Origin of the sequence: Nonomuraea terrae (genome assembly GCF_004348995.1) — a bacterium.
GTDB lineage: Bacteria > Actinomycetota > Actinomycetes > Streptosporangiales > Streptosporangiaceae > Nonomuraea > Nonomuraea terrae.
Map to the genome: position 1 here is coordinate 17,875 of NZ_SMKQ01000094.1, position 12,503 is coordinate 30,377.

Sequence of the window (12,503 nt, forward strand, 5' to 3'; positions counted from 1 at the left end):
CATGGCCATCTGGTTGACGGAAAACAGCAAGATCATCGTCCAGGGCATGACGGGCGGTGAGGGCACCAAGCACACCCGTCGCATGCTCGCCTCCGGCGCCAAGGTCGTCGGCGGCGTCAACGCCCGCAAGGCGGGCACGACGCACGAGGGCCTGCCCGTGTTCGGCACGGTCAAGGAGGCGATGGAGAAGACCGGCGCCGACGTGTCGGTCGTCTTCGTGCCGCCGGCGTTCACCAAGGACGCGGTCAAGGAGGCCATCGACGCCGAGATCCCGCTCTGCGTCGTGATCACCGAGGGCGTGCCGGTGCACGACAGCACCGAGTTCTGGGCGTACGCGGTCGAGAAGGGCAACAAGACCCGCATCATCGGCCCCAACTGCCCTGGCATCGCCTCGCCCGGCGCCTCCAACGCCGGCATCATCCCCGCGGACATCACCACCGCCGGCCGCATCGGCCTGGTCTCGAAGTCCGGCACGCTGACCTACCAGCTGATGTACGAGCTGCGCGACTTCGGCTTCTCGACCGCGGTGGGCATCGGCGGCGACCCGGTCATCGGCACCACCCACATCGACGCGCTGCAGGCGTTCCAGGACGACCCCGACACCGACGCCATCGTGATGATCGGTGAGATCGGCGGCGACGCCGAGGAGCGGGCGGCCGCCTACGTCGAGCAGCACATCACCAAGCCGGTCGTCGCCTACGTCGCGGGCTTCACCGCCCCCGAGGGCAAGACGATGGGCCACGCGGGCGCGATCGTGTCCGGCTCGGCCGGCACGGCGCAGGCCAAGAAGGAGGCCCTGGAGAAGGTCGGCGTCCGCGTCGGCAAGACCCCCTCCGAGACGGCCCGCCTCATGCGCGAGATCATGCAGGCTCGCTGAGCGTTTCCCCGCAAAGCCCCGCACGGCCCCGGCCGCGCGGGGCTTTCGCGTGCCGAAGAGGGCACAAAGTGGGCCCGGGGCGGCGCGTCAACCAAGCGCCGGTCGGGAAAGATTGACAAAATCGCCTAGTGTGACGGCGATTCTCGACCAGTTGCGTACCGCCCCCCGATCGGTGCTCGGCAAGCTCCCCGGGGTTACGAGCGACGACGACGATACGCGACGGCCGTTGCCGGTGTCGGGCATGCTCGCCGCCGCCGCCACGCTCGGCCTCGGCCTGGCGGCCCTCACCACGCTCACCCTCATCGGCTGGATCGCCGCGCCGAGCGGCGCACTCGGCGCCGGGCTGCCCGGCGTCTTCCGTACGGCGGCGCAGCTGTGGCTGGCCGCCCACCACGCCGGGTTCGCCATCTCCGGCGGGCGCGTCGGCCTGCTGCCGCTCGGGCTCATGATCCTGCCCGCCATGCTGCTCTACCGCGCGGCCCGATGGATGGCCCGCGACGCCGACCTGCGGCTGCGGCTGCCCGCCCGGCTGCCGAAGAACAGCCCGAAGGAGCAGGCGGGGGCGCGCCGCCGGGCGCAGCTCGTGCTGGTCGTGCAGGCCGGCGTGTCGCTGGCGGCCCCGTACTCCCTGCTGGCGGGCCTGATCGCGATCGTCGCCGAGAACGAGGTGACGCAGCCGTTCATCGGCGAGGCCCTGCTCTACCACTTCGTGCTGGCGTTCATGGCGGGCTCGCTGGCCACGGCGCGGATGATCGGGCCCTGGCGGATCATGCTGCGGCTGCTGCCCGAGCGCGTGCGCGCGCTGACGGTCGGCACAGTGGTCGCCACGCTGGCGCTGCTGGTGTCCGGGCTCGTGCTGGTGCTGGTCGCGGTGGTGCTCAACTTCGGGCAGGTCAAGCAGCTGTCCGACGTGCTCGCGCCCGGGTTCGTGGGCGGCGTGCTGCTGGTGCTGCTGCAGCTGCTCTACCTGCTCAACATGGTCATCTGGGCCATGTCCTACATCGCGGGCCCCGGGTTCGCCATCGGCGCCGACACCCTGGTCGCGCCCACGGGCGTGCAGCTCGGCACGGTGCCCAGTCTGCCGCTGCTCGGCGCGCTGCCGGAGAGCGGCACGGTGTCGGTCTGGATGATGGCGGTGATCGCGCTGCCGTTCGCGGCCGGCGCGGTGGCGGGCGTCATCGTGGCCAGGATCGCGCCCTCACCGTCGTACGAGGCGGCGCCGCTGTGGGGATTCCTGACCGGCGTCACGACCGGGCTCGTGGCCGGGGTGCTGGCCGCGCTGTCGGGCGGGCCCATCGGCGGCGGCCGGCTGGCCGCCGTCGGGCCCTCGCCCTGGGAGGTCGCGCTGTCGGTCGCCCTGGAGGTCGGGGTGGCAGCGGGCATCTCCGCGGGCGTGACGAACCTGCTGATCATCAACAAGCGCGCGAGGGTACCCCTCGACAAGGCGGCGGCCCCCGTACGGAAGGCGGGCGCGGCCCTCGCCAAGGCGGCGAGCAGGGTCGGCCTGGCCGAGTCGGACCCGCGCCCGCTGCCCGGTCACTGGATGGACGCCACCGAGGCCGACACCCAGGAGATCCCGGTCATCCGCGACGACTGGCAGGACGAGCACGCCTCGGCGGAGGCGGAGACCCTGGCCCAGGCCAGGCCGCAGGCGCCCGAGCCGGAGCCGGGACGCCCGCCGCGTAAGGACATCGTGGACGAGTCGGACGACCGGGGCGGCCACGTGATCTACCTCGACCCGTACGCGTGGGACCGCGACTGAGGTCTAGGGCTGGACGGTGCCGAGCATCTCCAGCACGTCGGCCGGGAGCTTGCGCTCGGCCATGTCGCGGAACTGGGTGAAACACTCACCCTGCGACGACACCGTGCCGGCGCCCTTCATGCACTCCTGGTAGGTGGAGTATTCGTCCATGAGGTAGAGCTGCATGGCAGTGGCCCCGGCCGACAGGAGCAGCGCGATCGAGGAGACCGTGATGCCGCTCACCGCCGTGACCAGGGGCTTGGCGGCTTCCTTCAGCAGGGGGATCGCCCGGATGCCGGTCACGAGCGCGAACAGCGCCATGACGAGCCCCGCGAGCGGCAACATGAACGTCATCGCCAGCGCCGCTATGGACAACCAAATCGCTCGGCGGCCCGCGGACTCCGCGGGCTGCTGGCCTGCCGGCGCCTGCACCGGTGTCGACACCTGACCTCCTCTGCGTTGCCGGAAGGGGAACGGATACTCTGTGACCCCCACCCTGTTTTCTCTTGTGGAGAGTGCGCGTGTCTAAGGCTGGGCGGCTTGTCGTCCTCGTCTCCGGCTCTGGAACCAACCTACAGGCCCTTTTGGACGCTTCCGCCGATCCGTCGTACGGCGTTCGGGTAGTCGCCGTCGGCGCGGACAGGGAGGGAATCGAGGGACTGGCCAGGGCTGCCAGGGCAAACATCCCGACTTTCGTTGAAAAAATGGGTGATTATGCGACGCGGGCGGAATGGGATGAAGCTCTTGCCGCCCGGATCGCCGCGTACGACCCCGATCTAGTCGTGTCCGCGGGATTCATGAAAATCCTCGGCAAACCCACGCTCGACGCCTTTCCCGTCCTGAACACCCATCCGGCGCTTCTTCCGTCGTTCCCCGGCGCCCACGGCGTACGCGACGCGCTCGCCCATGGGGTCAAGGTGACCGGCTGCACGGTGATGCTGGCCGATGAGGGCGTCGACACCGGGCCGATCGTGGCCCAGGAAGCGGTGCCCGTGCTTCCGGACGACGACGAGGCGGTTCTGCACGAGCGCATCAAGACGGTCGAACGCCGCCTGCTCGTCGACATCGTCGGCCGGATGGCCCGCGAGGGCTGGACGGTCAGCGGACGTACGGTCCGCATTGGCAATGATTCAGGAGGGGAATCCACGTGACTCGCATCGCCATCCGGCGCGCGCTGATCGCTGTATACGACAAGTCCGGGCTCGAGGAGCTGGCCAGGGCCCTCGACGGCGCCGGAGTGGAGATCGTCTCGACCGGCGGGACGGCCGCCGCGATCGCGTCCTACGGGATCCCGGTGACCAAGGTGGAGCAGCTCACCGGCTTCCCCGAGTGCCTCGACGGACGGGTCAAGACGCTGCACCCGCGCGTGCACGCCGGGCTGCTGGCCGACGTCACCAAGCCGCACCACGTCGCCCAGCTGGAGGAGCTGGAGATCGACCCGTTCCAGCTCGTGGTGGTCAACCTCTATCCGTTCCAGGAGACGGTGGCCTCCGGCGCGTCCGACGCCGAGTGCGTGGAGCAGGTCGACATCGGCGGGCCGGCCATGATCCGGGGAGCGGCGAAGAACCACAACACCTGCGCCGTCGTGGTCGACCCCGGCTTCTACGGCGACGTGCTCGGCGCGCTGGCCGAGGGCGGCTTCACGCTGACCGAGCGCCGGCGCCTCGCGGGCATCGCGTACGCCCACACCGCCGCCTACGACGTGGCCGTGGCCAACTGGTTCGCGGACACGTACGGCGCCGAGGACGAGTTCCCCGACTTCGCGGGGACGGCCTACCAGCGCAAGGCCACCCTGCGCTACGGCGAGAACCCGCACCAGCGGGCCGCCCTCTACACGGCCGGCACTGGCGGCCTGGCCAACGCCGAGCAGCTGCACGGCAAGGAGATGTCGTACAACAACTACCTCGACTCCGACGCCGCCTGGCGCGCCGCGTGGGACTTCTCCGACCCCTGCGTGGCCATCATCAAGCACCAGAACCCGTGCGGCATCGCGATCGGCGCCGACGTGGCCGAGGCGCACCGCAAGGCCCACGCGTGCGACCCGGTGTCGGCGTACGGCGGCGTGATCGCCGTCAACCGCCCGGTCACGGCCGAGCTGGCGCGGCAGATCTACGACGTGTTCACCGAGGTCGTCGTCGCGCCCGGTTATGAGGCCGAGGCGCTGGAGGTGCTGCGCGGCAAGAAGAACCTGCGCCTGCTCGCCTGCCCGACCGGGCCGTCCGAGCCGACCGAGTTCCGCAAGATCAACGGTGGGCTGCTCGTCCAGACCGTCGACCGCGTGGACGCACCCGGCGACGCGGCGGCGCAGTGGGAGCTCAAGACGGGCGCGCCCGCCTCGCCTGAGGTGCTGGCCGACCTGGAGTTCGCCTGGCGGGCCTGCCGCTCGGTGAAGTCGAACGCCATCCTGCTGGCCGCCGGCGGCGCGACCGTGGGCGTGGGCATGGGCCAGGTGAACCGGGTCGACTCGTGCCGGCTGGCGGTCGCTCGGGCGGGGGAGCGGGTGACGGGGGCCGTGGCGGCCTCCGACGCGTTCTTCCCGTTCCCGGACGGGCTGGAGGTGCTGGCGGAGGCCGGCGTACGCGCGATCGTGGAGCCGGGGGGCTCGGTGCGCGACGACCAGGTGATCGAGGCCGCTGAGAAGGCCGGCATCACCCTGTACTTCACCGGTACCCGCCACTTCTTCCACTGACCCCTAGCGACCTCTGTTGACCGGTCCGGCAGGCTCTACCGGGGCCTGCCGGATCGCGTACGGGGTGGTCGAGCGTCGTTCGCGGGGTCGCGTGTGGCGCGGTCGTCCGTCCGGCCGTGTTGGGGTGTGTGGTGACCCGTGTGGTCGTCCGCCGGATCGCGTGTCGGGTCGCTCGCCGAGTCCTGTACGCGTGCGGGTGGCCGTGCGTGGTCTGCCATCGCCATTGATCACCTGCGGCCCGGGGGCGGCCGCCACCACATGGCCTCCAGTTCCAGGCGATCCGAGTCCCTGTGGCTGAGAAAACCCATGACGTCCCTAAGCCGTTCAACACGACCGACGTAGCGGCTCACTCAGAATCGTGGACCGCGTCCTGGAAAAGGACGGACACCAGCCACCCGAACCCGATGCCAAGCCCGAGAAAAGGCACAAGCACTCGTGGCCCACTCACCACCGCAACACTTTTCATGCGTTTGGTTTCATACGATTGATGGCGACTTGTTCGATCATGTAGCCATTTATCCGATTTGGCCGCGAGCACCTGTGGAGTCCGGTTACGCTGAACACCTTCCCGTTCGCCGTCCCTCGGAGTACTTCTATGGCGCTCGACGTGATCCTGCAGGCATTCGTCACCTTGAACGGCCTCGCCACCAGTCCCATCGTGCTTCTGGTGCTCGCCTTCATCGGCGCTTACCTGGGTACGCGCGTCGTCGAAGTGATCCCCTTCACCCGCCGCATCATCGAGCGCCGGGAAACCCAGGCCGCCGAGCGCGACTAAGGGAGTGTCTGACAATTCGGTGTTGCGGAGCCAGAGCATGAGCGAGGCGATGGTGACACCTGTCAGGTAGCGGCTGGCCAGCTTGTCGAAACGGGTGGCGATGGCGCGCCGCCTCCGTGGCTGCCCTTGCGCTTTGCGGTTGGCGATCTGGTCACGCCGCTCGGGGATGACCGCCTTGATGCCGCGCCGGCGCAGGTCGAGCCGGATCCTGCGGGTGGAGTAGTCCTTGTCGCCGATCAGCTTGTCCGGCCGGGTGCGCGGGCGGCCTCCGTTCGGGCGGCGCAGCCGGAGCTTGGCCGGCACGGCCTCGAACGCGGTGCAGTCGACGACGTTGCCGCCGGTCAGGTGCAGGACCAGCGGCAGGCCGCGGGCCTCGACGAGCAGGTGCAGCTTGGTGGTCAGTCCGCCGCGGGACCGTCCGAGCGCCTGCCGGTTTTGCGATTGCTTCGTATCGATCGTCCCGCCGTCGTCCCCCTTATACGGGCTCCGGCGGCGTACTGGTGGGCGCGGGCGATGGTGGAGTCGATGCTGACGGTGAACTCGACCTGGCCGATGGAGTCGTCCTTGACCTGCATCTCCTCCAGCAGCCGGGCCCAGGTGCCGTCTTCGTCCCAGCGTTTGAACCGCTCGTAGCGGGTCTGCCAGGGCCCGTACCGCTCGGGAATGTCGCGCCACGGCGCACCGGTTCGGCGCCGCCACAAGATCCCGTTGACCACCTCGCGATGGTCCCGCCAGGGACGGCCCCGCCCGTCGGTCGACGGCAGCAGCGGCTCGATCGGCGCCCACGCCTTGTCAGTCAGCTCGCCACGTCGCACCATGATCAACCATTCGACCGCGAACGTCGATCATTTGTCAGACACTCCCTAACGCTTCGGCCCTGGGCGGCGGGAGGTGGGGGAGTGAAAACCGGAACTCCGGTCTCTGTCTCGCGCCCTCAGCTCCGGCTGTCACCCAGGTGTACTGCAACGACACCAACGGAAGGACGATCTGGCAGGAGCTGTCAGCTCCCAACGGGTTCATGGCGGCCGCTCTGCCGCCCCTCGTCGACGGCGGGCGCGGCCCCGCGAAACCGAAAAGCCCGCTTCCGTAAGTGTCGGAGGCGGGCGTCGCCGTCTGACGAGGGCCGGCTGGTGGATCCCTGGTGACTCAGCCGACCACACCATTCGCCAGGCCCACGTCCTCAACCGGCATCGCGAACTCGGCGAAACACCCGGGCACGCCCCCACCCCGCGCGTCGCACGAGCTCCGCCGATGAGTTCAGGCGAGGTGCTCCCGGGTCCAGGCGGCCAGTGAGCGCAGGCCCAGCTCGGAGGGCGAGCCCGGCTCGGCCGTGTGCAGGGCGAAGGTCTGGTCCTGATCGCCGACGGGGGCGAAGGCCTCGTAGCCCAGGGCCAGGTCGCCGGCCACGGGGTGGTGGTAGTACTTCACGCCGTTGCTGCGGCGGATCACCTTGTGGTCGGCCCACCATCGGCGGAAGTCCGCGTCGCGGGTGGACAGGTCACTCACGAGTTCGGCGAGCAGCGGGTCGCCGGGGTAGCGGCCGGCGTACAGGTGAAGGGCGGCGACGGCGTCGCGGGCCGCCTGCTCCCAGTAGGTGTACAACTTCCGGGCCGCATCGTCGAGGAAGATGAAGCGGGCCATGTTGCGATCCCGGTGCGGCAGCGCGTCGAAGTCGGTCAGCAGGGCGCGGGCCAACCGGTTGGCGGCCAGCACGTCCAGGCGTCGTCCCGTCACCATGGCCGGGACGTCGCCGATGGAGTCGAGGGCTAGGCGAAGGCCGGTGCGCAGCCGCTGCGGCGGCATCGGGGCGGCAGGGGGGCGGACCGGCCGGTTCAGGGTGTACAGGTGCTCGCGCTCGGTGTCGTTCAGCAGCAGCGCGCGGGCCACGGCGTCCAGGACGGCGTCGGACGCGTGCACGCGGCCGCGTTCCAGCCGGATGTAGTAGTCGGTGCTCACGCCGGCCAGCAGCGCCACCTCCTCCCGGCGTAGCCCGGGCACCCTGCGCGTGCCATGCCGCAGTGGCAGGCCGGCGTCCTTCGGGGTGATGCGCGCCCGGCATGAGCGCAGGAACTCAGTGATGTCCCGTCGGCCCGGGGCGGCGGAGGGTGCGCTCATACCTCCAGGCTAGTGCGGAGGCACACCAGAGGGGGTCTGCCGTACCCCCGGTAGAACGCGCCCCCTCTCGGGGCATGGCGGCGGGCGCGCCGCTGGTTGCCTGGAGACGTGGTCACCGTGGCCACCCGTTCCGCGAACCACGACGAAAGGATGCCGCGGCATGTCCACGGAAACTTCCAGCAGTACGACGATCACCATCGGCAACGGACCGGCCGTCGGGCGGGTGGGCTACGGAGCGATGCAACTCACCGGCAGGCAGGTGTGGGGCGACTACCCCGACCGGCAGGCCGGAATCGAGCTGCTGCGCGCGGCAGTGGACGCCGGGGTGACGTTCATCGACACCGCCGACGTGTACGGCCCGCACAGCAACGAGCTCCTCATCCGTGACGCGCTCCACCCCTACCCGGACCACCTGGTCATCGCGACCAAGGGCGGCTTCGTCCGCGGGGGCTTCGACTACTCCACCCTGGACGCCGTCGGCAACCGCAACTACCTGCGCCAAAGCGCCCACATGAGCGCACGTCGGCTGGGTGTGGAGCACATCGATCTCTACTACCTGCACAGCGGGCGCGCTACCGACGCCCCGTTCGAGGAGCAGATCGCCACCCTGGCCGGACTGCGCGAGCAAGGGCTCATCCGTGACATCGGCCTGTCCAACATCACCCTGGAACAGTTCCACGCGGCCCGGTCCATCACCGACATTGCCGCCGTCACCGCCCTGTACAACCTCGGGAACCGCACCGGAGCCACCCTGCTGAAGGCCACCGAGGAGGCCGGGACCGTGTTCTCGCCCTGGCACCCCGTCACGCTCGGTGACAGTGGCGACCTCGAGCGCATCACCGCCGCGCTTGAGCCGATCGCCCGCCGCCACGGTGCGACTCTCCAGCAGATCGCGCTCGCCTGGCAACTGCACCGCTCGCCCGTCACCCTTCCGATCCCCGGCACGACCAGCCTGCGCCACCTCAAGGAGAACCTCATGGCTCATGACCTCCACTTGAGCACGGAGGAAATGGACACCCTGACCACCCTGGCACCGGAGGGCTAGGGCCTGTATGGAGTTGAGATCCGTGGGATCGCCTGTGCTTCGGTTTCCGGCCCTGATAGGCCATCGCTATGGCACGTGGAGACCTCACCGATGACGAGTGGTCCTTGGTCGAGCCTCACCTGCCGCTGGGTATCTGGCCCCGTGGACCGATGCGCGGGTCCGCCGCTCCTGGATGGCCATGGTGGGCGCAGCCGACAACCGCTACACCCGGGATATCGTCCCCGCCCTGCGACAGAACGCCACACCCAAGCTGCTGATCTGGGGCGAGGACGACGGCTTTCAGAAGGTGGAGTACGCCGAGCGGTTCGCCTCGGAGATCCCGCACACCACACTCGTACGTATCCCGGATGCAGGACACATCCCCACGGACAACGCGCCCGGCCAGATCGCACGCGCACTCGTTGACTTCTTCACGGCATAGAGGCTGAGTGGGCGGTAGATGAACTGCCGTGGGCTGCCACCGGTCGGGTCGCCCCGGACGTCGCGGTCGGGGGCGACCTGACCCGGCGCGTCACGGGCGGGACCATCGCGAGGTGGTCAACGGGATCTTGTGGCGGCGCCGAACCGGTGCGCCGTGGCGCGACATTCCCGAGCGGTACGGGCCCTGGCAGACCCGCTACGAGCGGTTCAAACGCTGGGACGAAGACGGCACCTGGGCCCGGCTGCTGGAGGAGATGCAGGTCAAGGACGACTCCATCGGCCGCCGCCCGGGTGGACGCCCCCTGCCAGCAGGCTGACAGCTCGGCGAACCTGTGGGGTCACATACGCACCGGCGTTCCTGCGAACAAGCACGGCGTTGGTCCCGCCGATGTGGCACGTGATCAGCGCGTCAGTGTTTGTGGTGGTTGTCGGGCTGCCGAGGGTCACCGGGGTGTTCGAAGCCGGGGACGAGCCGTACGCGCTTGGCTCGCATGTCGTCGAGCCACCGCGCGAACGCCTTCCGCCGTGCGGCCTCAACGAGCGAACTGTCATGGTCGTCGCCGTCGAGAGTGGCGGATGCAGGAGCGGGATGGACGGGGGTCGCCATGGCGACGTGCCAGCCGAGGGCGTCCACGACCGGCCCGACGAGTGTGCCGTACGGGTGGCTATCGAGAGCCTCGGCGATCGCGGACGGCAGCGAATCGAGCTCGACCGGCCCGAGCGACTCCAGATCGGCCTCCGTCGCGTCCCGGGCGGGCGCCGGATCGTCAAACAGACGGTGACGCACGAGGTGGCGCAGGCTGCGCCCGGAGGAGCGCAGGCTGCGCCCGGAGGAGGTCGACCGCCGCCACTCCGGAGGAACGGAGGCTGACGCCGTGACATGGTGGTACACGGCCCGCACCCACGGATTGCCGTGGTAAGCCGCAGCGTTGATCGACCCGAGCTCCACAGCCGCGACCCGATCAAGCCGCCACGACGCCCCGCTGCCGCCCACCAGGGACGAACGTTCGTACACGACCGGCTCGCCGACAACCCGATGCGACACAACCCTGCCGTCAACACCTGTCTCCCCGACGGATGGGCCAGGAGCTTCAGCGACGCCACCGCCGACAGCTCGATCGGCGACGTGGCGTGCCTCCACGCTGGGTTCCGGTACGTCGCGATCGCCGATGGGATCGAGCACACTCTGGTCGGCGGCGAACCAAGCCGGCACGGCTGGTTGAGCTGGGGCCGTACTTCTGCGGGATGGTTGCGCAGGGGTGGAGCCATCTGGTTCGGTCGCTTGTTCGGGGGACAGGCCGAGGTCGGTGGCGGTCGCTTCGCAGAGGGCCTCCGTGAGGATGACCTGGGTCACCCAGCGGGCGAGCTGGCGGTCCTCCGAAGTGCCCGGTACGGGCAGTGCGGACCTGAGCGGGCCGTTGCGTAGCTCGTCGAGGCGCTGGTCGAGGCGGTCTCGTGGGATCGGACGGTCATCGACCCACCCGATCACCGCCGCCGAACCGCTCCCCGGAGTGTGGATGTGGTCGTCGGTTGGCATGGCCGGGTTCGGACCAGCGCCGGATGGGTGGCTGTGGTTGTGGGCGGTGGTTGGAGTGGGCGTCACCGGCTTACCTCCAGGCGGATCGCCGGGGAGTACTGGCAGCGGCCGAACCACATGACCTTGGCCATCGCCCAGGCGTGACCGGCCGGCGCGTCAGCCGGGACGTTCACCGGGAACGCCACGTCGATCGTCTCGCCTGCGGGGACCGTGAAGCCCTGGATGACCTGCGGGAGCATGGCCCAGGTGCCCCACGGGGAGGCGAGTTGGGTCTCGCCGTGGATCTCGTCGGCGGTCGTGTTCGTGAGCCGGAGGCTGAGCGAGGTGCGGTCGCCGGGACGGAGGGACAGCGTGTCCGTGACCGGAGTGACCGACAGGCCGGTGGGGCGGGCGTCGGCCGATGTGGTGCCGCGGATGGCCGACTCTGGTGGCGGGCCGGCCACGGGCAGCTCCGGGCCGTCGCCCACAGCCACGGTGGTGACGTCTTCGACAACCTGGCCGCCGACGTGGGTGCGGGCCGCGACGAAGTGCAGGCCCCGCCTCGGCGGTGTGGCGGCTCCCGGGTCGATGGTGACGGGGAAGCGGAGATGACCGCCGGGGGCCAGCCGGAACGGGCGCTGCGCGGGCGTGGCGGCCCAGCCGTCCGGCACGCGGATGTCCACGATGCCCTCATGGGGCTCCTCCGTGAGGTGGGACGAAAGCACCACCTCCACCTCGAACGGCCGCTCCGGTGAAGCCACCAGATCGGGGCCGACGGCGATGGAGATCGGCAGATAGCCCAGCGGGGCCGGCCCCTTGTTGTGCAGCCAGTAACGGCTGTAAACCGGCTGCGCGGGCTCGACGGTCGGGCCGAGCTCCAACTGGCCGTGCTCCGCTGCCGAGCGCGCATCTGGACGGGCCTGCCCTGCCGCAGGGACGGGTGCGGGGCTGGTCTGCGCTGCTGCTGGGGCAAGCAGGTCGGGAGCCTTGGTGAGGTAGGTGGCGATCTCGAAGCCGTTGAGGTCGAGGGCGGCGGCCGGGGTGCCGGGACGTTCGAGGAGGTCGGAGTGGATCAGGGTGTCGAGCGGCAGGACAGGGGAGGAGAGCTCCGCCTGGCTGCCCGATCCCGTCGACTCGACCAGCCGGATTGTCACCGTGTGGCCGTTCGGGGCGGCCGGCGACGGCGGGGCTTCTGGAGCGGGCAGGGCCTGCGAAGCAGGGGTGGCTGAGGAAGGCAGAGGCTCGGTGGAGGAGTGGGTGCGGCCGTGGGCGTGGGGGTTGCCGGTGGATTTCAGGGTGCCGAGGAGGACGTCGCGGGACGGTGT

Annotated in this window: 10 protein-coding genes and 2 pseudogenes; 7 read left to right on the forward strand and 5 right to left on the reverse strand. The window is 70.1% G+C overall.

The window, feature by feature from the left end; translation table 11 throughout:
* Position 1: 1 nt before the first annotated feature.
* A complete protein-coding gene (sucD, locus tag E1286_RS26320; protein ID WP_132616484.1) occupies positions 2-877 on the forward strand; it encodes a succinate--CoA ligase subunit alpha in 876 nt (291 codons plus the stop codon).
* A gap of 130 nt (positions 878-1,007) precedes the next feature.
* Entirely contained in the window at positions 1,008-2,639 is a 1,632-nt protein-coding gene (locus E1286_RS26325) for a cell division protein PerM (protein WP_132616486.1), read from the forward strand.
* Between the two features lie 3 nt (positions 2,640-2,642).
* Here E1286_RS26325 and E1286_RS26330 read toward each other — a convergent pair whose 3' ends face one another.
* Positions 2,643-3,062: a hypothetical protein gene (locus E1286_RS26330; RefSeq protein WP_246075167.1), complete on the reverse strand. Its 420-nt coding sequence runs from the start codon at positions 3,060-3,062 to the stop codon at positions 2,643-2,645.
* 77 nt (positions 3,063-3,139) lie between these two features.
* Here E1286_RS26330 and purN point away from each other — a divergent pair, with 77 nt between their 5' ends.
* Positions 3,140-3,769 (forward strand): phosphoribosylglycinamide formyltransferase, encoded by a 630-nt coding sequence (purN, locus tag E1286_RS26335; RefSeq protein ID WP_223190395.1) that lies wholly within the window; start codon positions 3,140-3,142, stop codon positions 3,767-3,769.
* Positions 3,766-5,307 (forward strand): bifunctional phosphoribosylaminoimidazolecarboxamide formyltransferase/IMP cyclohydrolase, encoded by a 1,542-nt coding sequence (purH, locus tag E1286_RS26340; protein ID WP_132616490.1) that lies wholly within the window; start codon positions 3,766-3,768, stop codon positions 5,305-5,307. The genes purN and purH overlap by 4 nt, the downstream gene beginning before the upstream one ends.
* Positions 5,308-6,109: 802 nt before the next feature.
* Here purH and E1286_RS26350 read toward each other — a convergent pair.
* A pseudogene (locus E1286_RS26350) lies at positions 6,110-6,900 on the reverse strand (IS5 family transposase); the annotation flags it as partial.
* 439 nt (positions 6,901-7,339) lie between these two features.
* Positions 7,340-8,197 carry a helix-turn-helix domain-containing protein gene (locus E1286_RS26355; protein ID WP_132616492.1) on the reverse strand — a complete coding sequence of 286 codons (858 nt, stop codon included), beginning with the start codon at positions 8,195-8,197 and terminating at the stop codon, positions 7,340-7,342.
* A gap of 160 nt (positions 8,198-8,357) precedes the next feature.
* On the opposite strand from E1286_RS26355, the gene E1286_RS26360 reads away from it, so the two are divergent.
* From E1286_RS26360 to E1286_RS26370, 3 genes and pseudogenes are all read left to right on the forward strand, one after another.
* The gene (locus tag E1286_RS26360; RefSeq protein ID WP_132616494.1) at positions 8,358-9,242 is read left to right on the forward strand and encodes an aldo/keto reductase; all 885 of its coding nucleotides are present in this window, start codon (positions 8,358-8,360) and stop codon (positions 9,240-9,242) included.
* Between the two features lie 97 nt (positions 9,243-9,339).
* Positions 9,340-9,663, forward strand: a complete 324-nt coding sequence (locus E1286_RS26365) for an alpha/beta fold hydrolase (protein ID WP_281282749.1) — start codon at positions 9,340-9,342, stop codon at positions 9,661-9,663.
* A 28-nt stretch (positions 9,664-9,691) separates the two neighbouring features.
* Positions 9,692-9,946 (forward strand): annotated as a pseudogene (locus E1286_RS26370) (transposase); the annotation flags it as partial.
* A 125-nt stretch (positions 9,947-10,071) separates the two neighbouring features.
* Here the strand turns inward: E1286_RS26370 and E1286_RS26375 are convergent.
* Together E1286_RS26375 and E1286_RS26380 are read right to left on the reverse strand one after the other, a co-directional pair.
* Positions 10,072-11,199 carry a peptidylprolyl isomerase gene (locus E1286_RS26375; protein ID WP_132616498.1) on the reverse strand — a complete coding sequence of 376 codons (1,128 nt, stop codon included), beginning with the start codon at positions 11,197-11,199 and terminating at the stop codon, positions 10,072-10,074.
* 62 nt (positions 11,200-11,261) lie between these two features.
* On the reverse strand, positions 11,262-12,503 hold a 1,242-nt coding region (locus E1286_RS26380), incomplete at its 5' end, for a COG1470 family protein (protein ID WP_246075172.1).